Consider the following 23,791-nt stretch of genomic DNA (forward strand, 5'->3'; position numbering starts at 1 on the left):
AGAGTGAAAAGGAAAAAGTAAAAACACTTCCGTAAAAAAGAAGAAAAAAATATAAAATGAAAAAAATACTTAGTCTGCTTATCATTTTACTTATGATAAGTTGCGATATTAAAAAGGAAGAGGAATTGGCAAAAGCTAGTGTGATCGAGGTGATGACAACTCCTATATACGAATCTTCTCAAGGAAACACCGCTGTTCTATATGCCGATTATTTAGGAACAAGAAAGGTAGATAGTGTTAGTGTAGGTGACGGGATCACAGAGCGGGAGTCCATTCAGGTAGACAGCCTGTATACGTTTGAATTGCAAGAAGACGCCCCGTTTATTTCCTATATCACTTTATGGACAGAAGGGATCAGGAACGATATTCCCGTCTTTAAAAGCAACACTAAGCTTATTGAAATCCCTTATGATGGGAATTTTAAGAATGTCCGTATCAAAGGAGAGTTTACCAATTGGGCCAGTAAAGAATTACAGGATAACGGAGAACAATTGGTTTACAAAGCCACTGTCCCACAAGGCAAGTTTCAATACCTATTCTTAGAAGATGGAAAGGAAGAGACACTAACAGGAAATGAACCTGGTGTCATTAGTAATGGTATGGGTGGTTTTAATCGGTTGTTAGACAACAGTCGCCTGGCAGATCCTGCACAGCTTTTTTATGGGGAAATCTTAGATCAAGCGTTTACTTTTCAAGCTTCTGCGCCACTAGATCAGTTGGTTGTACTTTATGAAAACCAGCTTATAGAAGCGGTAAAAACCACTAACGAAAACACCTATACGGTCCAATTGCCTAAAAAAGATTTCTCCAAGCGCATTTCAAAAACACAATTGGTACGTGTGTATGCCAGCGATGCCAATGGACGTACCAACGACTTATTGATTCCAGTTCAAAATGCACAAGTAGTAGAAGACCCTACTCAATTAGCTCGTAATGATTTTCATGCGCAAGTACTTTATTTTATGATGGTAGATCGTTTCCTTGACGCAGATAAATCCAATACAAAGCCAGTGCCAGATCCAGATATTTTGCCCAAAGCCAACTATATGGGTGGTGATCTTGCGGGTGTTTTGGCAAAGATCAAAGAGGGTTATTTTGAAGACCTGGGAATCAATACGGTTTGGTTATCCCCTATTACTCAAAATCCAGAAGGGGCTTATGGTTTGTGGCCCGAGCCACGCACCAAGTTTAGCGGTTATCACGGCTACTGGCCTATTTCTAATACCAAGATTGATTACAGATTTGGAGATGAGCAACTCCTGAAAGAAATCATTGAAGAAGCGCACCAACGCGATATGAATGTCATTCTAGATTATGTGGCAAATCACGTGCATGAAGAACATCCTTTATATAAAGAACACCCAGAATGGGCGACTAATTTATACCTTGAAGACGGAAGCTTAAACACAGAGCGTTGGGACGACCATAGATTGACGACTTGGTTTGATACGTTTATGCCTACCCTAGACTTCTCTCAACCAGAAGTCGTAGAAAAAATGACCGACTCGGCTTTATATTGGGTAACTGAATACAAATTAGACGGTTTCCGTCATGATGCGACCAAACACGTTCCTGAAACCTATTGGAGAACACTTACTCAAAAAGTACGTAACAATACCGACCGGCCTATTTATCAAATAGGGGAAACCTACGGTTCGTACGATTTGATAAGAGGTTATGTAAGCACAGGAATGTTAGATGCCCAATTTGACTTCAATCAATACGATGCTGCGGTAAGTGCATTTGCTACAAAAGACGGGAATTATGCAAATCTTACGGAGACCCTTCAAAAAGGATTGGAATATTACGGCCACCATCATTTAATGGGAAATATTTCTGGAAATCAAGACCGAGCGAGGTTTATCAGCTATGCGAGTGGTGATGTAACGTTTGATGAAGATGCTAAAAAAGCCGGCTGGACTCGTGACATAGTGATGAGCGATTCTACGGCTTTTGATCGATTGGGAATGTTGCAAGCTTTTAATATGACCATGCCCGGGGTGCCGGTTATTTATTATGGAGACGAGTACGGTTCCATAGGAGCAAACGACCCTGATAATCGCAAGATGATGAAGTTTAACGGACTTTCAGACCGGGAGAAGAACTTGAGACAACTGGTGCAAGAGTTGGTGCATTTGAGACGCAATTCTATGTCTTTACTTTATGGAACTACACAAGTGATGGCAGAAAATAATGGGCTGCTAGTGATCAAACGCAGCTATTTTGGAGAAGAAACCACCGTTTTATTTAATGAAAATGCCATTAGTATGAATATAGCTGGAAATGATGCACGCTTTCGCGAAAGCGGAACCGCCATAAACGCCATAGAAACTGATAAATACCTGCAGATAAAACCTGGCAACTTTATGATTTTACAGATCAAAACTAAGAAAGATAACACGACAAATTAATTAACGAGTACATTTGAATCTGACTTATAAGTGAGAACCAACAAAGACCAAATTAAAAATAAAAGAATGAAAAAATACATTTTAGGATTACTTGCCTTAACAGCTGTTTTTGCTTGTAAGAATGAAGAAAAGGAAGTAGTTGACGTAGCGATTACAGAAGAGTACAGTCCTATTCAGGATCAAGATCTAGAAAACGCTATTATTTATGAGGCAAATATCAGGCAGTATTCTCCAGAAGGAACCTTTAATGAGTTTACTAAAGATATTCCACAGCTTAAAGAATTAGGAGTAAAGGTGATCTGGTTGATGCCCATTTTCCCTATTTCAGAAAAGAATAGAAAGGCAGAAGGAGATCTGCTCGTTGAAGATATCAAGGATCCTAAAGAGCGAGAAAAATATTTAGGCAGTTACTATGCCGTTGCAGACTATAAGAAAATCAATCCAGACTTAGGAACATCAGCAGATCTTACAAGATTAGTAGCAACTGCTCATGATAATGGGATGTATGTGATCTTGGATTGGGTGGCCAATCACACCGGATGGGATCATGTATGGATGGAGGAATATCCGGACTTCTATACCAAAGATGAAAATGGTGAGATGATGCATCCAGCGGGAACCGACTGGACCGATACTGCCGACCTTAATTACGAAAATCGCGATTTATGGGACGCCATGACCTATGCCATGTCTTTTTGGGTTACAGAATACCAAGTGGATGGGTTTAGATGCGATGTAGCTCATGAAGTGCCTACAGAGTTTTGGAACTACGCTAACGCACAGTTACAAGATCAAAAGCCCCTATTTATGTTGGCCGAAAGTGAAAAGAAAGATCTTTTTAAAGAAGCATTTGATATGGGGTACAATTGGGAAGGACATCACATCATGAATGAGTTGGCTCAAGGAAAAACTTCTATTGAAAAATGGGATGCTTATATGGATCGCAATGCTAAGAACTATGAGAAAGATGATATTCTTATGAATTTCATTACCAACCATGATGAAAACTCGTGGAATGGTTCGGTGAAAGAACGAATGGGCGCAACAGCAGAAACCATGTTAGCATTCTCTTATATGATTCCAGGAATGCCATTGATTTATTCTGGTCAGGAATACGATATGGATTATCGCTTAAAGTTTTTTGAAAAGGATACTATTCCAAAAACAAAACAAAAAACTTGGGAACTAATGAAAAAATTAGGAGCTCTTAAAGTGAACAATCCTGCTTTGAACGGCGGTAAAAATGCTGCCAGTTACACGAGACTAAAAACAAGCGACGATAACAGCGTATACGCTATTAAAAGGGAAAAAGATGGAGCGACAGTGTTCTATGTGGCTAACCTTTCAAACGAAAGACTATCGACTGCAGTACAAGGTTTAGAAGGAAAAATATCAGATGCGTTAAGAGGCGGTTCTGTCAACTTTACAGAAGGGACGAGCCTAGATCTTCCTCCTTATGGCTATCGTATTTTTACTTTAGAAAAGTAACAACAATTATATATTAAGAGTTAAAAGCCCTTCTGTTTGGAGGGCTTTTTTGGTCGAAATATAGTCATGTCTAGATAACACCTATAGAAACTTTCTTTTGAAATGAACCGGTTAGATTAATAATTCCCATAGAGATGTATTACTTTCGATTTTTTAAATAAAGCAACATGGAAAAGACGTATTACGATCCTAAAGATCTTAAAAAATTTGGTAAAATTACAGAGTGGAGTGAGGAGTTGGGGACCAAGTTCTTTGACTATTATGGGAAAGTGTTTGAAGAAGGTGCCTTAAGTGCGAGAGAAAAGTCACTCATGGCACTTGCCGTTTCTCATGCCGTACATTGTCCTTATTGTATCGACGCCTACACTAGTGATGCATTAAAAAGAGGCATTACTAAAGAAGAGATGATGGAAGCCGTTCATGTAGCCGGAGCAATTAAAGGTGGAGCTACGCTAGTTCACGGGGTACAAATGATGAATAAAGTCAACAAGCTAGAGATGTAAGCAGGATGTTTAGGCTGCTATACCAAAGTTGTATGTATCGCTTGTCCCTAAAATCTGCTAAAGCAGATTCATCGGCAGCTAAGTCGGTTGAGAAATTATTTTCACTTTGCCATATATTTCAAGTTGCTATCTCAGGAGATCGTGCTAGTAATTTATATTTGATCTAAGTACTAGTGAAAGCTGTTTTTTATTGGTGTCTGTCTAACTGAAAACCAGAGGGACTGCTGGAAAAGGAACAAAAACTACTGTTCAACAACAAAAAGGGCTTTACGGAGTGAAGTAAAGGTGGATTTGACTCAATGAAGCCAAGTCGGAACGCTTGCACTGTTGGGGACTTGAGTTACGGATGAGGCTTGTACCACTCAAAATAACCTGTCGACTTATAAATAGTTCCCATAAAATTATAAATGTTCCCTTAACTAATGTTGTAAAAATGATTTTGTGACAGCTTTTTAAATAATTCTGACTATTTATGTACAACCATATCAAAACGAATGGTCGACCTATAATTTGGTTGACACGAATTTCATAATAATTAAACAAAAGACACCATAATTCATGGCTGTAAATACCAAAACCTCTTTAAAAAAGAGAGAAAGTGATTTAGCAAATATCAATAAGCAAATGGAGATCCTCAATGGCGATCCATTTTCAAACGGAGAGTTGCCATTTTTTGCTAAAAAAATTAAAGAAATAGGCGAGTTGCCTTTACGACCTAATACCTTAGAAATTCTTCAAGTAAATGTGGGTTATATGTGCAATCAAGTTTGCGCTCATTGCCATGTGGATGCAGGTCCAGATCGTCAAGAGATCATGACTAGAGACACGATGAGGTTAATTCTAGACGTAGTTAAAACAACAGGAGCCCACACCTTAGATCTTACCGGTGGGGCGCCAGAAATGAATCCAGATTTCAGATGGTTTGTTGAACAAGCTGCAGATGCCGGAATCAAAGACTTTATCGTTCGTTCTAATTTAACGATCATAAGAGCAAATCCTAAATACCACGACTTACCAGATTTCTTTAAGAAGCATAACATTCACGTGGTTTCTTCCATGCCGCATTGGACCAAAGGAAAAACAGACAAACAACGTGGTGATGGTGTTTTTGATAAGTCCATAAAGGCATTACAAGAACTCAATGAACGCGGTTACGGAATGCCAGGCAGCGACTTAAAGCTCGACTTAGTTTACAATCCTAACGGGGCTTATTTGCCAGGAAATCAAGCAAGTATGGAAAAGGAAATGAAAGCGGCTTTGTTAGCAGATTTTGATATCCAGTTCCACAGCCTTTTTGCCATCACCAATTTGCCGATCGCACGTTTCTTAGACTACTTAGTGGCAAGCGAGAATTATGAAGATTATATGTATGCTCTTGTAGAAGCATATAATCCAGCAGCAGTAGAAAACCTGATGTGTAAAAACACCATTTCTATTTCATGGGATGGCTGGCTGTACGATTGTGATTTCAATCAGATGTTGGACCTTAAAGTTGCTAACAAGATCCAACACATTAAGGATTATAATGAAGATTTATTAAACGATCGTACCATTCAAATTTCGCAACACTGTTACGGCTGTACCGCTGGAGCAGGAAGCAGTTGCCAAGGAGTGGTTGCTTAATATATACGTATCAAAAAACAAGTTTCAAATACCGCCATTCTTCTCTTTGCACAAACTGCAAAGGCAGATGCGTTGCATAAAAAACTGGCTCATCATAGTGGCGTTATGGAGGTGTTGAATACCCGAGTGATGCAAACCGTGAAATCTACTGGTATTGATTATTTTCATTTTACAGAACAGGAGCAGTACGGTTTAAATTTTGGAGAACGACTTTCCAATTCCATACAAGAGGTTTTTGATAAAGGATATGAGTCGGTGATCTGTCTGGGTAATGATACCCCTTTGTTGACCCGTTCACTTATTCAAGATGCGGCAGTAGCATTGAAAAAGGGTACAGCGGTAAACGGAATGTCCCTTGACGGTGGCCTGTATTTGATAGGGTTGCAGAAAAATGGTTTTGATGAAGTTTCTTTCGGAGCATTGCCTTGGCAGTCGTCAGGTTTGGCTCATGCTTTTCACAACTACCAAGCTTCACAAAACCAAAACGTACTCGTTTTAGAACCCCTAGCCGATATAGACACGGAGCAAGATTTGCAAGATTTCCTATCCGGTAAAGATGCCCGTGATGCGATTATAAGACTGCTTTTAATAGGGCTTTCGCGAAAGCGGAATACTTACAAACACCTGAAAGAATCAGCATCTTATATTCTTTTTTCAAAGCCATTAAACAAAGGATCCCCAAAGGCAGCTTGATCTAAAGCTTAAGCCTTTACTGGTATTTCAATCATTTTTTTAAACTTTTACATGAAGAGAATTACTCTATTCATGCTACTTCTATGCAGTTGTATAGGAGCAGCTCAAATTTCTATTACGGGAACAGTTAGCGATACTGCTGGCCATCCCATCGCTTTTGCAAATGTGACGGAGCGGGGTACTTCAAACGGAACTACCACAGATGTTAATGGTTTTTATAGCTTAACAGTTGCAAATGATGCCGTACTGGTATGTTCTTATATAGGGTATCAAACGGCTGTAATTCCTGTTGGAGATGAGGTGATTATTAACCTGACTCTTGAAGAAGGAGATCAACTAGAAGCTGTAGTTGTTACCGCACTAGGGGTTAAACGTAAAGAGCGAGAATTAGGATATGCAGTTCAAACGATAGGTTCTGAACAAATTCAAGAAGTAAAATCAGTCAACCTGGTCGATAATCTACAAGGTAAAATTGCTGGAATCACAGTAACTCCTGGTGCAACAGGGGTGGGATCTTCTTCAAAAATTACCATAAGAGGTGAAGCCAGTTTTTCTAATAACAATCCGCTGTTTATTGTGGATGGCACCCCTATAAATAACAATACTGTTTTCAACTTTTCTAATGAGGCAGCAGCTGGTTTTCAAGAAGTCGATTTTGGAAATGGTGCAGGAGAAGTGAATCAAGACGATATTGAAAGTGTTTCTGTTCTTAAAGGTCCAGCCGCTGCTGCTCTTTATGGAACTCGTGCAGCAAATGGTGCGATCATTATAGAAACTAAAAATGGAGGTAGAACTAGGGGAATGGGTATTTCCTATAACACGAGCTTCTTTGTGGATAGTGCGTTTCAATTACCAGAATTTCAAAATGAATACGGCCAAGGAAACAGCGGTCAGTTTGAATATGTAGACGGTCTAGGCGGTGGTGTCAACGACAACATCAGCTATTCTTGGGGTCCACGACTGGATCAAGGAATTTTGATCCCCCAATTTGATAGTCCGGTGACCTTACCCGATGGATCGACGGTACGTGGTGGAGATACGTCCTTATACAGTGGTTTGCCCATTACAGCGACCCCTTTTAACAGCAATCCTGACAACCTTAAGAATTTTTACCATACGGGTTATACAGCAATCAATAATATAGCGATTACAGATGGTTTTGAAACTGGAAATTACCGTTTGAGCTTTACCGATTTGCGCAGTGAGAGCATCATTCCTGGTGTGGATTTGGATCGACAAACGGTAGCTGCAAAATTGAACTTTACGCCTAACGATAAAACCAAAATCCGGTCCAGTGTCAACTATGTCAATAGTGCTTCTGGAAACCGTCCATCAAACGGATATGGAAGTGAAAATGTAAATTATTCACTGGTCGCTTGGGGTCCGCGATCTTTAAATATGGACAATTTGAGAAATTACTGGCAGCCAGGGTTGGAAGGCGTGCAGCAGTATTCTTTTAATTACACCTTTTTTGATAACCCGTATTTTATACTGCAGGAAAACCGCAATAGTTTTGGTCGTGATCGATTGTTTGGAAATGTCTCGCTTTCGCGAAAGCTAACCCCAGAGCTAACCGCAACGCTACGAACAGGAATGGATTACAGTAATGAAAAACGAAGGTTGATCCGTAATTTTTCTACTAATAGGTTTAGAAACGGAGCCTATGCAGAGCACGATGTATTTTATAGAGAGATCAATACCGACTTCCTATTGAACTATAAAAAGCAGTTGGGAGCGATCAATTTTGATGCAAGTTTAGGAGGTAATCGATTATCACAAACCGGGTCCACCACACAAGTGCAAACCACCAGTCTGGCGCAACCTGGTATTTTTTCTTTGAATAATGCGGCCAGTCCTATAGAGAGTTTTGGCTTTAGAAGTGAGAAGCGTATCAATAGCTTATATGTCTTTGCCAAAGCAGGCTATAAAAATTTCCTTTATCTAGAGGCAACCGCTCGTAACGATTGGTCCAGCGCACTAGCGACACCTTTTAGTGCTGCTAATACATCCTTTTTCTACCCTTCCGTTTCTACAAGTTTTATTTTGAGCAATGTAGTGAATTTGCCTAATGCGATTGACTTTGCCAAGATCAGAGCCAGTTATGCGCAAGTGGGTAATGATACCAACCCATACCAAACTCAAGGAACTTTTATTGCACAAACAAATGTGAACTCGCAACCTACTTTTAGCAATCAAGACTTTATTCCCAATCAAAATTTAAGACCAGAGTTGACATCAAGTGTGGAGCTGGGATTTGATATAAGGTTTTTGAAACAACGCCTTCATCTAGATGTTACCTATTACAACGCCTTAACTAAAGATCAAATTCTTTCATTACCTATAGGTATCGCTTCAGGCTTTAGTCAGCAAGTTGTCAATGCAGGTGCGGTAAGAAACAAAGGTTTTGAAGTGGTCTTCAATGCCATTCCTATAAGAACCACTGATTTTGAGTGGAGTGCTACCGTCAACTTTGCTACTAACCGTGCTGTCGTAGAAGACTTGCCTCAAGACGAGGGACGATTAACACTAGCTTATTCCAGAGTATATGACAGTCAGGACCAAACCGTATGGCATCAAGTAGAAGAAGGTGGCCGAATAGGAGATCTTTATGGAACTGGTTATTTGCGAAATGAAAATGGAGATTTTGTACTCACATCAGAAGGACGTTTTATAGCCGATCCTGATTTGAGGAAATTAGGAAACTACAATGCCGATTTTACCATGGGTTTCAATAATTCATTTACCTATAAAAATTGGGATGCTTCTTTCTTATTGGACTGGAGGCAAGGAGGGATTATCGTTTCAAGAACGCTCGCTCTGGGAGCTGTAGGGGGACAGCTTGCTGAGACAGCTTACAGACCAGATGGAGGAATCGTTGCAAACGGTGTGATCAATACGGGAAGCTCAGCAAATCCTACTTATGTTTCAAATACTACCGCAGTTAGTGCAGAGAGCTATTACCGCCAGTTTTACGACCGCAACCACGAAGAGAATAATGTGTATGATGCGAGTTATTTAAAATTACGTCAGTTCTCCGTAGGTTATAGTTTTGATCTGAATAAAGGGGCGTTGGGACTGTTTGATGATGGAGCGCAAATGAGAGTTTCATTGATAGGTAGGAACCTGTTTGCTTTCAGTGAGATTCCACATTTTGATCCAGAGCAGCTGGCTGTGCAAGGACAAGGATTTATCAACGGCGTGGAAGATATGTCCTATGCGTCAACAAGAAGTATAGGGGTTAAAGCCGGGATACAGTTTTGAGAACTTGAATTTGAACTTGAACTCGAACTCGAACTCGAATTCGAACTCAAATTCGAACTCGAACTTGAACTCGAAAATGAATTCGAATTTGAAAACTCCTTCCCTCTAGGGAAGGTTGGGATGGGTGTTGGGATGTTTGTGAGATGGGTGTCGCGGTGTTGAAGAAATAGAGATAGTAACATCCGATTCCGCTCTGCAGCGGAATGACAAGAAACAAATAGATGGCGCATCAAGTGCGGAATGACGATTAAAAGAATAGCTTCCACCCTTTAGGGCTGGGGAAAGAAGCGGTAAATAAAAAAAAATAAAACTAAAATCAAAATCAAAATCAAAATCAAAACCAAATCGAATTTGAACTTGAAAACCCCTTCCCTTGAGGGAAGGTTGGGATGGGTGTTGTGGTGTTTGTGAGATGGGTGTCGCGGTGTTGAAGAAATAGAGATAGTAACATCCGATTCTGCTCTGCAGCGGAATGACAAGAAACAAATAGATTCCGCATCAAGTGTGGAATGACAATTAAAAGAATAGCTTCCACCCTTTAGGGCTGGGGAAAGAAGCGGTAAAATAAAAATGAACTCGAATTCGAACTTGAACTTGAACTTGAAAAAAGGAGTGAAACTCCTTCCCTTGAGGGAAGGCTGGGATGGGTGTTGCGGTTTTGATGAGATGGGTGTTGTGGTGTTGAAGAAATAGAGATAGTAACATCCGATTCCGCTCTGCAGCGGAATGACAAGAAACAAACAGATTCCGCATCAAGAGCGGAATGACAATTAAAAGAATAGCTTCCACCCTTTAGGGCTGGGGAAAGAAGCGGTAAATAAAAAAAATAAAACTAAAATCAAAATCAAAATCAAAACCAAATCGAATTTGAACTTGAAAACTCCTTCCCTTGAGGGAAGGCTGGGATGGGTGTTGCGGTTTTGATGAGATGGGTGTTGTGGTGTTGAAGAAATAGAGATAGTAACATCCGATTCCGCTCTGCAGCGGAATGACAAGAAACAAACAGATTCCGCATCAAGAGCGGAATGACGATTGAATAAAACAAGCTTCCACCCTTTAGGGTTGGGGAAAGAAGTGGTAAATAAAAATAAAAATAAAACTAAAATCAAAATCAAAATCAAAATCAAAACCAAATCGAATTTGAACTTGAAAACCCCTTCCCTCTAGGGAAGGTTGGGATGGGTGTTGTGGTGTTTGTGAGATGGGTGTCGCGGTGTTGAAGAAATAGAGATAGTAACATCCGATTCCGCTCTGCAGCGGAATGACAACAAACAAATAGATGGCGCATCAAGTGTGGAATGACAATTAAAAGAATAGCTTCCACCCTTTAGGGCTGGGGAAAGAAGTGGTAAATAAAAAAAAATAAAACTAAAATCAAAATCAAAATCAAAATCAAAACCAAATCGAATTTGAACTTGAAAACCCCTTCCCTTGAGGGAAGGTAGGGATGGGTGTTGGGATGTTTGTGAGATGGGTGTCGCGGTGTTGAAGAAATAGAGATAGTAACATCCGATTCCGCTCTGCAGCGGAATGACAAGAAACAAATAGATTCCGCATCAAGTGTGGAATGACAATTAAAAGAATAGCTTCCACCCTTTAGGGCTGGGGAAAGAAGCGGAAAATAAAAATTACAAAATGAAAATAATAATAATATTTACAATACTATCTATTGTATTCGCCATAGGAATTAGTTCCTGTACCAACGATTTTGAAGAAATCAACACCAATCCTAATGCTCCTGTTAGTGTGCAGCCTGGTCTTTTGTTGCGACAGGTGATCTATAATTACGGAGAAGAGATGTCCTATGAAGGTTTTGTCGCAGGGAGCTTGTTAAGTCAGCACATGACCGCATTAGACTTTAACTTATTTGATAGACATGCGTTGAAAAGTCCGCAATTGGGTGGAAATCCTTGGCCTATTTTCTATAGAAATTTAAGAGACAATCAGATCATCATCAATCAATCCAGAGCAACACCTGCCTTTGCCGTTTATGAAGGTCCAGCCTTGATCTTTAAAGCTTATATGACTGCTGGATTGACAGATATTTTTGGGGATGTACCTTATTCTGAAGCCTTCAGAGGACTAGAAGGAATTGTAGAGCCTGCATACGATCTTCAAGAAGATATCTATTTACAACCAGGTGGAATTCTAGATAACCTAGATCAAGGAATCGCTGCCATTGAGAATTACAGCAGTTCTATTGCTCTCCAAGGAGATGTGTTATTCCAAGGAGATCTGGATGCATGGGTGCGGTTTGCAAATAGTTTAAAGATTAAAGCCTTGATGCGCATCTCTGCAAAAGAGAATGTGAGCGCACGTTTACAGGCATTGTATGACCACCAAAATTACATCAGTTCAAACAGTCAAAATGCGGTATTTCATTTCTCGGATTCAGAGCCCAACAACTTTCGTATGGCGCGATTGAGGGCTGGAGATTTTAACAACTTTGTCATGAGCGAAACCATGGAAGAAGTGCTAGAAGCATTAAACGACCAACGTATTGAGGTGCTTTTTAGAGCTAGAGGGAACAATGCAAATGGGGAAGATTTTAATGGACTAATAAACGGTATCGATGCTTCTTCTACTTCAGTAACTTTAGCCGATTACTCTCTTGCGGGAACTATTTTTAGAGAAAACACAGGGATTTTAGACGCCAATTATATGACAGCATGGGAAACCAACTTTATTCTTGCTGAAGCTGCCGAAAAAGGATTGATCACAGCTCCAGCGCAAACGCTTTATGAAACAGGAGTGACCCAAGCTTACGAATACTGGAACACGCCCCTGCCAGCAAACTATTTAACCACTGATGCCGCTTACGCAGCAAACGCTAACGACCCTATAGAGCAAATCATCACTCAAAAATGGATTGCTAGTGTGATCAATGGCTATGAAGGATGGATCGAGTACCGACGTACCGGTTTCCCAGCATTAAAAACCGTATCCGCCAGTTTTAATAACGACCTGATTCCCGTAAGAATGCCTTATCCTGCAGAGGAAGCATCTCTTAATGCCGATAATTATAATGTCGCCGCAGCTGCTACCAATGACAACGATATCAATGTACCAGTATGGTGGGATGAATAGGTGAAGATGAACTCGAACTCGAACTCGAACTTGAAAAAAGGAGTAAAACCCCTTCCCTTGAGGGAAGGTAGGGATGGGTGTTGTGGTGTTTGTGATATGGGTGTCGCGGTGTTGAAGAAATAGAGATAGTAACATCCGATTCCGCTCTGCAGCGGAATGACAAGAAACAAATAGATAGCGCATCAAGAGCGGAATGACAAGAATTAAACGAACAGAATGTTAGAATTTTTAACCCAAATAGCAACTTTACAATGGTTGCTCATCATTGCTAGTAGTGTGATCTTTTTCATACTGTCGCCCTATGCTAAAGATGCAGCCACTTTTTTTAAGGCGCAGCATCGAGGGAAGCAGCCTTCTATGGTCATGCTTACTGGAAGCTTGATCATCTCTTGGATATTTGCCAAAAGCATTACCAATGCGGCAAATTTAGGATTAGAGTTTGGTCTTGTAGGCGGGGTGGCTTATGCAGGTTATTATTTGTCCTTTGCTGTTGCTGGAGTTATTATTTATCAGCTGCGTACTCAAGGTGGTTATACGAGCATCCATCATTTTTTAACCGATAAATACGGTAGAAGAGCTGTTGGTTTGTTCTCTATTTTAATCAGTTTCAGATTGTTCAATGAAGTCTGGTCCAATACGATGGTGATCGGAACCTATTTTGGCGAGATGGGAAGTACGGCTTATTATGCAGCTATTGTAGTTTTTACATTATTGACTCTTGCCTATGCGTTAAAAGGAGGGTTAAGCAGTTCTATTTTTACAGATCTGATTCAAATGGTGTTGTTCTCTGTGTTACTGATCATCATTCTAGCCGTGATCTTTGCAGAGCCTGAGGTACAAGCTGCTGAAATGATCAGCTCTGGAACTTGGTCTATGGAACTGGGGTTGAACTTGTTTTTTGCCGCTATTTTACAAAGTTTTAGTTATCCTTTTCACGATCCGGTATTGACCGACAGAGGATTTATTACAAGTCCTAAAGTGACTCGTAAAAGCTTTTTATGGGCCGCTGTTTTAGGAGGTGTTTGTATTGTTCTTTTTAGTTTGGTAGGGGTATACGCGCAACAAGCAGGATTAAAAGGGCAAGCCGCTGTTGAGGTAGCTAAAAAACTAGGCGTTGTTTTATTACTGATCATCAACTTTATAATGATTACCAGTGCGGCAAGTACGCTAGACAGCACCTTTTCTAGTTTTTCAAAATTACTGACTCTGGATTTAAGATGGGGAAAAACAGTTAGATTTGGTAGACTCATGATGGTTTTTATTGCTGTTTTAGGTACCATCCCTGTATTTTTAAATGCCGAGATTTTAAGTGCTACTACTATAAGCGGCACCATGGTGATAGGACTTACCCCAGTATTTATATTATGGAAAATGAAAGCGCCACAAATCAGTTATTTTTTGTCCGTATTTTGCGGGTTGATTTTTGGCGGATTGCTCATTTTTGAATACTTCCCACAAAGTTTGCTATTCACCACAGGAAAATATGCGTCCCTTTTATGGATCAATGTTTATGGAATACTTACGAGTTTCCTATTATACTTAATACCAATATGGATAAAAAAATCATAGATTTAGGTGAAAAATCGGGGAAAATGCTTCTTTTTGGAGGGATTTACAGCAATTTACAGGCGCTTTCCAGTCTGATACAAATTGCGCAAGAAAAGGGTATTCCGCCAGAAAATTGTATTTGTACGGGTGATATCATCGGTTATTGCGGACAGCCGCAAGAGACGTTGGATACGTTTAAAAAATGGAGAGTACACAGTATTTTAGGGAATGTAGAGATCCAATTGCGAGATGATGAAGACGACTGTGGTTGTGATTTTACCACGGGCTCTCGTTGTGATGGATTTAGTGAGATTTGGTACGCTTTCGCGAAAGCGAACTTACACACCAACACCAGAGACTTTTTCAAGTCCCTACCAGATCATATCATATTGGAGTACGCTGGGAAAAAAATAGGCGTGGTTCATGGAAGCTACGATCAGGTTGCTCAATTAGTATTTAAATCTACCGACTGGAAAGAAAAACAAGCCAGTCTAGCATCATTAGAGGCAGATGTTATTATAGCAGGACACTGTGGTTTGCCATTTATAGATCAACAAAAGGATCACCTTTGGCTCAATCCAGGCGTAATAGGTATGCCGGCAAATGATGGAAATAGCGATACTTGGGCCATGATTTTAGATGATGCAAATGGTTTTGAATACGAGCATATTCCAGTGTCTTACGATTACCTTACTGCTATAGAGGAGATGAAGAAGCACCACCTCCCACAAGAATATGCGCTAACTTTAGAAACTGGTATCTGGGATAATATGGAGATTCTTCCACCTGAGGAGAAGTTGTTGAAAGGGTTACAAGTTTTTCTTTGAAATCATAAATTTTTAAATAAAGTTGTGTTACTACAGCACAAATTCTATTATCCACCTAATCACCTAATCACCTATTCACATGATCCCAAAATGGTTTTATAAATTTCTGATCGCCATGTGCATGATCAGTCTTTCTATCATAGGTTATAAAATAGCCGATGGCGAGCAGGACCGTAGTTTTATATGGTTTGGCTTTTTGTTTTTAATGGCCATTTGGTATGCCTTAAGGCAAATGCGGTCTAAAGATTAAATACCTAGAAATTTATTAACATGGATTCCTGAAAACAGTTCGTTAAAATCCATTATTTTCACGTTATGGCAATCTTTAAACGCGATCCGTGGATTCTTGATATTTATCGCACGTATAGTGCTGGAAATCACTTGTACATACGTGGTCGTGCCTTGGAAGACCAGCCTTTAAAACATTATGAGCAGCAAACACTTTACCAAACCTTGCGCAACACTTGGCGTACTTTTGCCACAGACGAGATTAGAAATGCTCATGTAAAACTTCGCCTTTCTAACGGGAAATTATTTGAGGTAAGAGCAGATCACGAAGGCTATTTTCTCTTTGATCTTAAAACTGATTTTGATTTGCACGAGCTCACTGATAAAGAAGGCTATTTGCCCGTTAAAGTAAGTTTTGATGAGGATAATGCCGCTTTTGCCAAAGCAAAACAACAAAAGCGCCTGAAAGTAAACAGGTTTATAGGAGAGACTTTAGTACCCTTAAAAGATGTGGCTTATGGTGTTATAAGCGATATAGACGACACCATCATGCATACAGGTGTGACCAGTTTTCTGAAATTACGAGTAGCCTTTAATACTTTTTTTAAAAATTATGATCGCAGGCTGCCTTTACATGGAGCTGCCAGCTTTTACCAGTTGTTGCATTGCGGCCCTTCTTCTAAAGGTCAAAACCCCATGTTCTATTTAAGCAATAGTCCTTGGAATTTATATAAGTATTTAGAGAAATTTCTAGACTTTCACGGTTTTCCTAAAGGTCCTATTTTGCTTCGAGATTTCCCTACTCCATGGGATCGAACGCCTAAACTAAAAACGCCACATAAGGAGAATGAGCTCATCAATATTCTTAAACATTACCCACAAATGAGGTTTATACTTATAGGGGATAGTGGTGAACATGATGTGGTGTATTACAAAAAGGTGGCACAGCAATTTCCAGAGCGCATTATGGCTATTTATTTGAGGTCTGTAGACCACAAAAAGAAAATGAAACGTGTACAATCTATAGCAGATTCTTTTACTATTTGCCCTATGTTGCTTATTAAAGAGTCGGCTGAAGCCGTTGCTCATGCCAGAGAAAATGGGTGGATCGTTTAAAGAAATTGAACTCGAACTTGAACTCGACCTCGAACTCGAAAACTCCTTCCCTCGAGGGAAGGTTGGGATGGGTGTTGTGGTGTTTGTGAGATGGGTGTCGCGGTGTTGAAGAAATAGAGATAGTAACATCCGATTCCGCTCTGCAGCGGAATGACAAGAAACAAATAGATGGCGCATTAAGTGCGGAATGGCAAGAGACCAACAGGTTTTTCATCAAGTGCGGCATGACGATGGAATAGAAGTAGCTTCCACCCTTTAGGGTTGGGGAAAGAAGCGGTAAAATGAACTCGAAATTGAACTCGAACTCGAACTTGAAAACTCCTTCCCTTGAGGGAAGGTTGGGATGGGTGTTGTGGTGTTTGTGAGATGGGTGTCGCGGTGTTGAAGAAATAGAGATAGTAACATCCGATTCCGCTCTGCAGCGGAATGACAAGAAACAAACAGATTGCGCATCAAGTGCGGAATGACGATGGAATAGAAGTAGCTTTCCACCCTTTAGGGTTGGGGAAAGAAGCGGAAAACAAAACTAAAATCAAAATCAAAATCAAAATCAAATCGAACTCGAACTCGAAAACTCCTTCCCTCGAGGGAAGGTTGGGATGGGTGTTGTGGTGTTTGTGAGATGGGTGTCGCGGTGTTGAAGAAATAGAGATAGTAACATCCGATTCCGCTCTGCAGCGGAATGACAAGAAACAAATAGATGGCGCATCAAGTGCGGAATGACAAGAGACCAACAGGTTTTGCATCAAGTGCGGCATGACGATGGAATAGAAGTAGCTTCCACCCTTTAGGGTTGGGGAAAGAAGCGGAAAAATCAAAAATCTTCAATCGTTCATCTGAAATCCTTTACCCCAAAACCCCTTTTTGCTTGTTGTAAAAAGCATCGGCTTGTTTTTGTAGGAGGTCTCTGGCTATTTTCTTTTTGTAGGCGTAGAGCTCGTCCTCATCTGCGATGTCTTTATAGACTCGGTTGTTGAGCTCTTTGTCGGTTTGCACGAGTATGCTTTGCTGTTGTTTTTGCTGGAGGACCCAAGATAGAATCCGGTCCTCGCGTTCTGCAAATTTGTAATCATATGCTCCTCGTGGTGCTATTAATTTGGCAATTATAGGGGAGGTCTCTATGGCTAGAAAGAGCAAGAAGATAAAGAATGAGGTGATAAAAGGCAATTGGTTCAATGCCTCAATGCGGGCCATCAATCCGTCAAAATCTTCGATAATGGGTTGGGATGCTGCAAGCTGTGTGGTCTCACGAGTCTTTAAGTCGGCTAGTTGGAGTTCTATGGCTGCTATTTTCTCCGTATTAATGCTTGTCAATTCTTTAAAATCGGCCAGTGCGGCGTCGTGTTTTTCTCGTTTTTCTTTATAGACAGGCCCTTTTCCTAATTTATTGGTTCCCGATGTTCCTTCAGCTTCTGTAATGTAGGTGGTGTACAGGGCGTCTACTTCGGCTTTTTTTGTGTTGATTTCAGATTTTAATTCTTGTATCGCTTTCGCGAAAGCGGACTCCTCAACAGCAAATAACGCACCTACTTGCTCTTGATTTTCTAAGGTCATCGCATTTTTCTCTTCCAGTAACACCTGATCGATCTCTTTTTCAAAAATCTTCAATTCCAAAGGTTTTGAAATCACCACAGCAATAATAATTGCCAAAACAATACGTGGGAGCGCTTGCCAAAACTCGTTGATTTTACGATCGCTTTTCTTCAGTGTAGAAACAATATAGCGATCCAGATTAAAGATCAATAATCCCCATACAAGGCCAAAAGCAATAGCCATCCAGTAGTTGTCAAAAACGGTATATAAGGCATAACTCGCAGCAAAAAATGCCATTAATGCGGTAAAGAAAACGGTGGCGCCTATTCCAGCATACTTATTACGCTCGCCAGCATTGCACTCGTCAAGCATTGGAGCATCAGCGCCGCTGCAAAAGATAAAAAAAGATTGCATAAGAATGGTTTAGAAAGGGATTGTAACTTAATAAACGTCAAATGCATAGAATTGTTACAGTTTTCAACTTCAACTTCAACTTAAATTTGAATTCGATTTCGAGTTCAAATCCATACGTTCATTCCGCTGCAAAGCGGAGTCGGCTTTAGACATTCTCGTAGCTGGTCGATAGGGTTGGAACGAACAAAAGCCATGGTTACACGGCTTTTGTTGAAAAATGATAAAGGATGAGGTATTTTAGCCTTTGGGATGCATTGGAATTAACAGCCGCGTTTTTGAATTTCCTCTGGACCTACGATCACATCATAGGTGTTGATCATCATAGCAGCTTTGTTATTTATGTTGTCTAAATAGACATTCCAATGTTCATTTTTTGCGACTATTAATAAGGCTTCTTGGTAATTCAAAATATGTCCATCTACGTAATACACATATTTTTCTCTGTTGATGTTAATGACATCGATGGGGTCACCGACAAAATTAGTTCTAGTAGGATTCACTGTTTCGGCACTTCCTGTAGGAGCATATGCTAAAGTCTTCGCTATATCTTTCTGCGATCCACTTTGCAAGCCTACTCTTTTATCATTGGACTTGGTGTACATTTTCAACGAATTCACTCCATTTACCGGCATGATTTGCACGCCATTGTTTCCGTTCTTTTGGATAAACGCCTTTGCTTTTGCAGCATTAACTTTTACACCATCAATGTAGTAGTGGATGTTATCACCCGCATTTTCAATATAATCTAAAGGACTCGCCGGTGGCGGTGGCGGCGGAAGGTCTTCTTCTTTAATATATTCTAAAGTCTTTCCTTTAACGTCAATTTTACTTCCCCATTGATCATAAAAGACTTTATCATTTCCTTTTACAGTATAATACTGGATCTTTCCATCTACTTTGATGTATCCAAAATCGCTAGACGGAGCTGCTGGTGGCAGTGGCGGTGGGATTTGACCTGCTCTAATATCATTTTCCCAGTTTAAATACGGCCATGGTTCATTTTCAGCACGTTGTTTTTCATTCATAGAATTAATAATGAGTTGCATGCGTTTTGTGTCTTCATTATAAAGTACGATATGCCCCTTCTCTTTAATAAACTCTTGGTGTCGCCTAGCTAGAAAATTATACTCCTCAATATCTTTTGAGGTCAGATTCTCGAGTACTTCAACCACTTCAATGATCTCCTCTGCTTTTACAACATCGTATCCTTGACTTTCAAAATCTTGTAATTCACCATTTTGGTTATAAATGTCTATTTGATCGCCGTTGATCTTATAGGTATGTGGTTCACCTTTGATCATAATACGACCTTCTGGATCTGATGGGTCCACAGCAATTATTTTACGGTTAGCTGTTTGTTCTTCTTCAACAACTTCAATGATTTCCTCTATTTCTTGAAATTCTGTTTCTTCTTTACCACAACTCATAACGAGTAATGCAAGAACAGGAATAAGTGCTAGGCTTCTTAAGACCAGGCTTACAGGTGAGGTATGTGTTTTCATAATTTGAAATCTTTTTTTAATGATGGGAAAAGTAAAGGTGTTGGCCATGGCTTGTTGGTAACTGATCGTGGCGTGGTCTAATAATAGTTGTTGGTAGGCTGTAGTAGAAATACCTTGATTTAAAACAGATCGATCTGCAAGGAATTCATGATTCAATTTCATAGAATACCTAATGAGATATAACAGCGGATTGAACCAAAACAAAATCATAAGCAGTTCAATAAACAAGATGTCCAGCGAGTGCTTTTGATCTAGATGTGCTTTTTCATGCTCTAGAATTACAGTAGGAATTTTGCTAGATTCATGGTCTTTTTTAGAGACAAAAATGCGTTTAAGAAAGGAATGAGGTATGGTAAGTTGATGGCGCAGTATAAGCTGGTAGGATTTGTAGGAACTGATTTCGTCTTCTTGTTGGATTCTAAAGGAGTTCAAGTTGTTACCAAATCTCCATATCATGATCGCAAGACCTATGGCATAAACGCCAAGTAGGACATACCACCAATTTACTTCCAAAGCAGGTTCTTGCATCCCAGTCTCTGCCATATTTAACTCATAAGCTGCAAAAGGCGTTTCTTGAATAGGAATCACAATCGTTTCTACCACTATAAAAGGAATACATATGGAACCCATTAACGCACCAAGTAAATACCATCTTTTAAAGGCATGCCAGGACGTATTTTCTAGCAATAACTTATACGCCAGCCAGAGAACAAAAAGACAAACAGAAGAATTGATTAAGAAATGTTCCATGATTACTTATTTTCAATTTGACGGTCTATGATCTTTCTCAATTCTTCCAGTTCTTCTTTACTTAAATCGGTTTCTTTAGTAAAGAAAGAAGCAAATTGTGCAGAGCTGTCATTGAAGAAATTTTTAATCAGACCATTGACATGTTTTGAAAAATACACGCTCTTTTCTACTAGTGGGTAATACTCTCGGCTTTTACCGAAGAGTTCATAACCTACAAAACCTTTATCTGTCATGCGTTTAAGCATGGTGGCGATGGTGGTGTTTGCTGGTTTAGGTTCTGGATAGGCGTCCAGCAAATCTTTCATAAATGCTTTTTTTTGTTCCCACAGCACATTCATCAATTCTTCCTCTGATTTGGATAATTTCATCTCTATAAATTTAGAACTACATCTACAAATGTAGAACAATATTTCAATTCTACAAGTGTAGAGCATTAAAAAGTCAACATAAAAGTAAAATGAAGATTAGGAACTGCTATTGTATAATATTTTAAACTGCTGGATATGATGTTTTTAAGTTTTTTTTCGCTTTCGCGAAAGCGATTTGGTAAAAAAACCAGAACTTTAAAATAAATCACAACATATAACATGTTGCTCAGCAGTAGTGATTGCAGCGGCATCCTTTTATGAAGCCAAAGCGGAATAAAAGATAGAGCGGAAAGCACGGTCATTAGAGAATTCTTGGAGAGGTAGCGAAATGAATTCTCTAGTGAACTGCCCAAAAAAAAGTTCCATTCTTTATTGAATGGAACTTTCTAAATTTATAGTGGAGCCTGTAAATTAAACGCTATCATACAGCTGCTCCATTGCTAAAAAAATTACTTACTCATCTCGGTAAAATGCTTGTAAAAATGAGGAATCGTTTCAATTCCTTTCAAGTAATTCCAGATTCCGAAATGCTCGTTAGGCGAGTGGATGGCATCGCTATCCAGCCCAAATCCCATAAGTATAGACTTAGAATCCAGTTCTTTTTCAAATAATGCTACGATAGGAATTGAGCCACCACTGCGCTGTGGGATAGGCGTCTTGCCAAAGGTATCTTCATAGGCTGCGCTTGCCGCTTTATAGCCCAGACTATCAATAGGCGTCACATAAGCCGTTCCACCATGATGAGGTGTTACTTTAACGGTGACGCTTGCTGGTGCGATGTTTTCAAAGTGTTTCTGGAACAACTCGGTGATCTCATGCCAGTTTTGGTCGGGAACCAGTCGCATGGATATTTTTGCATAAGCTTTACTGGCGATTACGGTTTTGGCACCTTCACCGGTATAGCCGCCCCAAATCCCATTCACGTCTAGGGTAGGCCTAATGCTATTGCGTTCGTTAGTGGTATACCCTTTTTCACCATGTTCTTCAGCGATGTCTAGGGCTTTGTTGTAGGCTTCTTGAGAGAATGGCGCTTTGGCCATTTCGGCACGTTCTTCTTTACTGAGTTCTTCTACTTTATCATAGAACCCTGGAATAGTGATGTGATGATTATCATCATGCAGTTGCGCGATCATGTCGCACAATACATTGATAGGATTTGCTACCGCACCTCCATAAAGTCCGGAGTGCAAGTCGCGATTAGGTCCAGTTACTTCCACTTCTACATAGCTTAAACCACGCAGTCCTGTGGTGATGCTAGGGACGTCTTTAGAGATCATGCCTGTATCAGAAATCAAGATCACGTCGTTAGCTAGTTTTTCTCTATTGCGTTCTAGAAACCAGCCTAAGGACTCGCTTCCCACTTCTTCTTCCCCTTCAATCATGAACTTAACATTACAAGGCAGCTCGTTATTTGCCGTCATGTATTCCATAGCTTTTACGTGCATGTACATTTGTCCTTTGTCATCACAAGCACCACGAGCAAATATGGCTCCGTCTGGATGAAGGGCTGTTTTTTTAATCACCGGCTCAAAAGGTGGGCTGTCCCATAAATTGATAGGATCTGGTGGTTGTACATCGTAATGGCCATAAACAAGAACTGTAGGTAAGTTAGGGTCAATGATCTTCTCCCCGTAAACAATAGGGTAGCCTGGTGTTTCACATATTTCTACATGATCACAACCGGCTTTTTCAAGAGAAGTTTTTATGAGAGCGCTAGTTTTGATCACGTCATTTTTATAAGCAGGATCGGCACTAATGGATGGAATTTTGAGTAAGTCTATGAGTTCGTTTATAAATCGATCTTTGTGTTGATCAACATAAGCTTTCGTATTCATTTAAATAGTATTTGAGGTAAAGATAAGAAAGGAGTAATTTTTATTTGATAAAGAATTTGTAATATGTCAAAAGTATGTATATTTGCCGTCCCAAATAGGGGTTATTAGTAAGCGGATGTGATGGAACTGGTAGACATGCTAGACTTAGGATCTAGTGCTTCACGGCGTGCAGGTTCGATTCCTGTCATCCGCACATATTCTTAAAAGCTCTTCAGAAATGAAGGGCTTTTTTTATATTGGGTTATGATATATGAAGTTTATGCAATTTCCAGTCTTACTAAAAACTATATATATGTGGGTTTTTCTACTGAACTCGAAGTAAGATTAAATAGACATAATAAAGGTCTCAATAAAACTACGGCTCCATATGCTCCTTTCCGATTAATTTACTCAGAAGTAGTAGGAACATCAAGAGAGGAAGCACGACTTAGAGAAAAGTATTGGAAAAGTGGTACAGGTAAAAGAAAACTTAGGATTCTAAGAGATGAATTAGATTAATATTTCACGGCGTGCAGGTTCGACCTGCCTGTCGTGCCTCTGGCAGGCAGGTTCCTGTCATCCGCACATATTCTTAAAAGCTCTTCAGAAATGAAGGGCTTTTTTT

16 protein-coding genes and 1 tRNA gene are annotated in these 23,791 nt (G+C 39.9%); 13 read left to right on the forward strand and 4 right to left on the reverse strand.

The genetic code is table 11. From position 1 onward, the window contains the following. Nucleotides 1–56 precede the first annotated feature (56 nt). From KG732_RS04525 to KG732_RS04575, 11 genes are all read left to right on the forward strand, one after another. On the forward strand, nucleotides 57–2,411 hold the full coding sequence (locus tag KG732_RS04525; RefSeq protein ID WP_213521296.1) for an alpha-amylase family glycosyl hydrolase: 2,355 nt from the start codon (nucleotides 57–59) through the stop codon (nucleotides 2,409–2,411). 66 nt (nucleotides 2,412–2,477) lie between these two features. Continuing rightward, nucleotides 2,478–3,899, forward strand: coding sequence for an alpha-amylase family glycosyl hydrolase (locus KG732_RS04530; RefSeq protein WP_213521297.1), 1,422 nt, complete (start codon nucleotides 2,478–2,480; stop codon nucleotides 3,897–3,899). A gap of 167 nt (nucleotides 3,900–4,066) precedes the next feature. After that, on the forward strand, nucleotides 4,067–4,402 hold the full coding sequence (locus KG732_RS04535; protein ID WP_213521298.1) for an arsenosugar biosynthesis-associated peroxidase-like protein: 336 nt from the start codon (nucleotides 4,067–4,069) through the stop codon (nucleotides 4,400–4,402). A gap of 558 nt (nucleotides 4,403–4,960) precedes the next feature. Continuing rightward, nucleotides 4,961–6,025 (forward strand): arsenosugar biosynthesis radical SAM (seleno)protein ArsS, encoded by a 1,065-nt coding sequence (gene arsS, locus KG732_RS04540; RefSeq protein WP_213521299.1) that lies wholly within the window; start codon nucleotides 4,961–4,963, stop codon nucleotides 6,023–6,025. 72 nt (nucleotides 6,026–6,097) lie between these two features. Then, a complete protein-coding gene (locus KG732_RS04545) occupies nucleotides 6,098–6,718 on the forward strand; it encodes a DUF2064 domain-containing protein (protein ID WP_300980317.1) in 621 nt (206 codons plus the stop codon). Nucleotides 6,719–6,769: 51 nt separating this feature from the next. Further along, nucleotides 6,770–9,979, forward strand: coding sequence for a SusC/RagA family TonB-linked outer membrane protein (locus tag KG732_RS04550; RefSeq protein WP_213521300.1), 3,210 nt, complete (start codon nucleotides 6,770–6,772; stop codon nucleotides 9,977–9,979). Between the two features lie 1,635 nt (nucleotides 9,980–11,614). Beyond that, nucleotides 11,615–13,066 carry a SusD/RagB family nutrient-binding outer membrane lipoprotein gene (locus KG732_RS04555; RefSeq protein WP_213521301.1) on the forward strand — a complete coding sequence of 484 codons (1,452 nt, stop codon included), beginning with the start codon at nucleotides 11,615–11,617 and terminating at the stop codon, nucleotides 13,064–13,066. 216 nt (nucleotides 13,067–13,282) lie between these two features. Next, nucleotides 13,283–14,635, forward strand: a complete 1,353-nt coding sequence (locus tag KG732_RS04560) for a sodium:solute symporter (RefSeq protein ID WP_213521302.1) — start codon at nucleotides 13,283–13,285, stop codon at nucleotides 14,633–14,635. After that, on the forward strand, nucleotides 14,617–15,441 hold the full coding sequence (locus KG732_RS04565; RefSeq protein WP_213521303.1) for a metallophosphoesterase family protein: 825 nt from the start codon (nucleotides 14,617–14,619) through the stop codon (nucleotides 15,439–15,441). The genes KG732_RS04560 and KG732_RS04565 overlap by 19 nt, the downstream gene beginning before the upstream one ends. A gap of 79 nt (nucleotides 15,442–15,520) precedes the next feature. Then, the gene (locus KG732_RS04570; RefSeq protein WP_213521304.1) at nucleotides 15,521–15,691 is read left to right on the forward strand and encodes a hypothetical protein; all 171 of its coding nucleotides are present in this window, start codon (nucleotides 15,521–15,523) and stop codon (nucleotides 15,689–15,691) included. A 65-nt stretch (nucleotides 15,692–15,756) separates the two neighbouring features. Beyond that, nucleotides 15,757–16,785, forward strand: coding sequence for an App1 family protein (locus tag KG732_RS04575; protein ID WP_213521305.1), 1,029 nt, complete (start codon nucleotides 15,757–15,759; stop codon nucleotides 16,783–16,785). 846 nt (nucleotides 16,786–17,631) lie between these two features. On the opposite strand, the gene KG732_RS04580 is transcribed toward KG732_RS04575, so the two are convergent. From KG732_RS04580 to KG732_RS04595, 4 genes are all read right to left on the reverse strand, one after another. Beyond that, nucleotides 17,632–18,732 (reverse strand): DUF4407 domain-containing protein, encoded by a 1,101-nt coding sequence (locus tag KG732_RS04580; protein ID WP_213521306.1) that lies wholly within the window; start codon nucleotides 18,730–18,732, stop codon nucleotides 17,632–17,634. 260 nt (nucleotides 18,733–18,992) lie between these two features. After that, nucleotides 18,993–20,984, reverse strand: a complete 1,992-nt coding sequence (locus KG732_RS04585) for a M56 family metallopeptidase (RefSeq protein WP_213521307.1) — start codon at nucleotides 20,982–20,984, stop codon at nucleotides 18,993–18,995. A 2-nt stretch (nucleotides 20,985–20,986) separates the two neighbouring features. Next, nucleotides 20,987–21,352, reverse strand: a complete 366-nt coding sequence (locus tag KG732_RS04590) for a BlaI/MecI/CopY family transcriptional regulator (protein WP_213521308.1) — start codon at nucleotides 21,350–21,352, stop codon at nucleotides 20,987–20,989. A gap of 449 nt (nucleotides 21,353–21,801) precedes the next feature. Further along, on the reverse strand, nucleotides 21,802–23,187 hold the full coding sequence (locus KG732_RS04595; RefSeq protein ID WP_213521309.1) for a dipeptidase: 1,386 nt from the start codon (nucleotides 23,185–23,187) through the stop codon (nucleotides 21,802–21,804). 111 nt (nucleotides 23,188–23,298) lie between these two features. On the opposite strand from KG732_RS04595, the gene KG732_RS04600 reads away from it, so the two are divergent. Together KG732_RS04600 and KG732_RS04605 are read left to right on the forward strand one after the other, a co-directional pair. Continuing rightward, nucleotides 23,299–23,380: transfer RNA gene (locus KG732_RS04600), tRNA-Leu, on the forward strand. A gap of 50 nt (nucleotides 23,381–23,430) precedes the next feature. Continuing rightward, nucleotides 23,431–23,685 (forward strand): GIY-YIG nuclease family protein, encoded by a 255-nt coding sequence (locus KG732_RS04605; RefSeq protein WP_292890819.1) that lies wholly within the window; start codon nucleotides 23,431–23,433, stop codon nucleotides 23,683–23,685. The last annotated feature ends 106 nt before the right edge of the window (nucleotides 23,686–23,791 follow it).

It is taken from the genome of Nonlabens sp., from assembly GCF_018401815.1.
Lineage (GTDB): Bacteria > Bacteroidota > Bacteroidia > Flavobacteriales > Flavobacteriaceae > Nonlabens.

Bases quoted from the DNA above. Each gene is read 5' to 3' on its own strand.
- KG732_RS04590 (WP_213521308.1), bottom strand. From the start codon at position 21,352: ATGAAATTATCCAAATCAGAGGAAGAATTGATGAATGTGCTGTGGGAA.
- KG732_RS04575 (WP_213521305.1), top strand. From the start codon at position 15,757: ATGGCAATCTTTAAACGCGATCCGTGGATTCTTGATATTTATCGCACG.
- KG732_RS04605 (WP_292890819.1), top strand. From the start codon at position 23,431: ATGATATATGAAGTTTATGCAATTTCCAGTCTTACTAAAAACTATATA.
- KG732_RS04550 (WP_213521300.1), top strand. From the start codon at position 6,770: ATGAAGAGAATTACTCTATTCATGCTACTTCTATGCAGTTGTATAGGA.
- KG732_RS04585 (WP_213521307.1), bottom strand. From the start codon at position 20,984: ATGGAACATTTCTTAATCAATTCTTCTGTTTGTCTTTTTGTTCTCTGG.
- KG732_RS04555 (WP_213521301.1), top strand. From the start codon at position 11,615: ATGAAAATAATAATAATATTTACAATACTATCTATTGTATTCGCCATA.
- KG732_RS04580 (WP_213521306.1), bottom strand. From the start codon at position 18,732: ATGCAATCTTTTTTTATCTTTTGCAGCGGCGCTGATGCTCCAATGCTT.
- KG732_RS04525 (WP_213521296.1), top strand. From the start codon at position 57: ATGAAAAAAATACTTAGTCTGCTTATCATTTTACTTATGATAAGTTGC.
- arsS (WP_213521299.1), top strand. From the start codon at position 4,961: ATGGCTGTAAATACCAAAACCTCTTTAAAAAAGAGAGAAAGTGATTTA.
- KG732_RS04560 (WP_213521302.1), top strand. From the start codon at position 13,283: ATGTTAGAATTTTTAACCCAAATAGCAACTTTACAATGGTTGCTCATC.
- KG732_RS04535 (WP_213521298.1), top strand. From the start codon at position 4,067: ATGGAAAAGACGTATTACGATCCTAAAGATCTTAAAAAATTTGGTAAA.
- KG732_RS04595 (WP_213521309.1), bottom strand. From the start codon at position 23,187: ATGAATACGAAAGCTTATGTTGATCAACACAAAGATCGATTTATAAAC.
- KG732_RS04530 (WP_213521297.1), top strand. From the start codon at position 2,478: ATGAAAAAATACATTTTAGGATTACTTGCCTTAACAGCTGTTTTTGCT.
- KG732_RS04565 (WP_213521303.1), top strand. From the start codon at position 14,617: ATGGATAAAAAAATCATAGATTTAGGTGAAAAATCGGGGAAAATGCTT.
- KG732_RS04570 (WP_213521304.1), top strand. From the start codon at position 15,521: ATGATCCCAAAATGGTTTTATAAATTTCTGATCGCCATGTGCATGATC.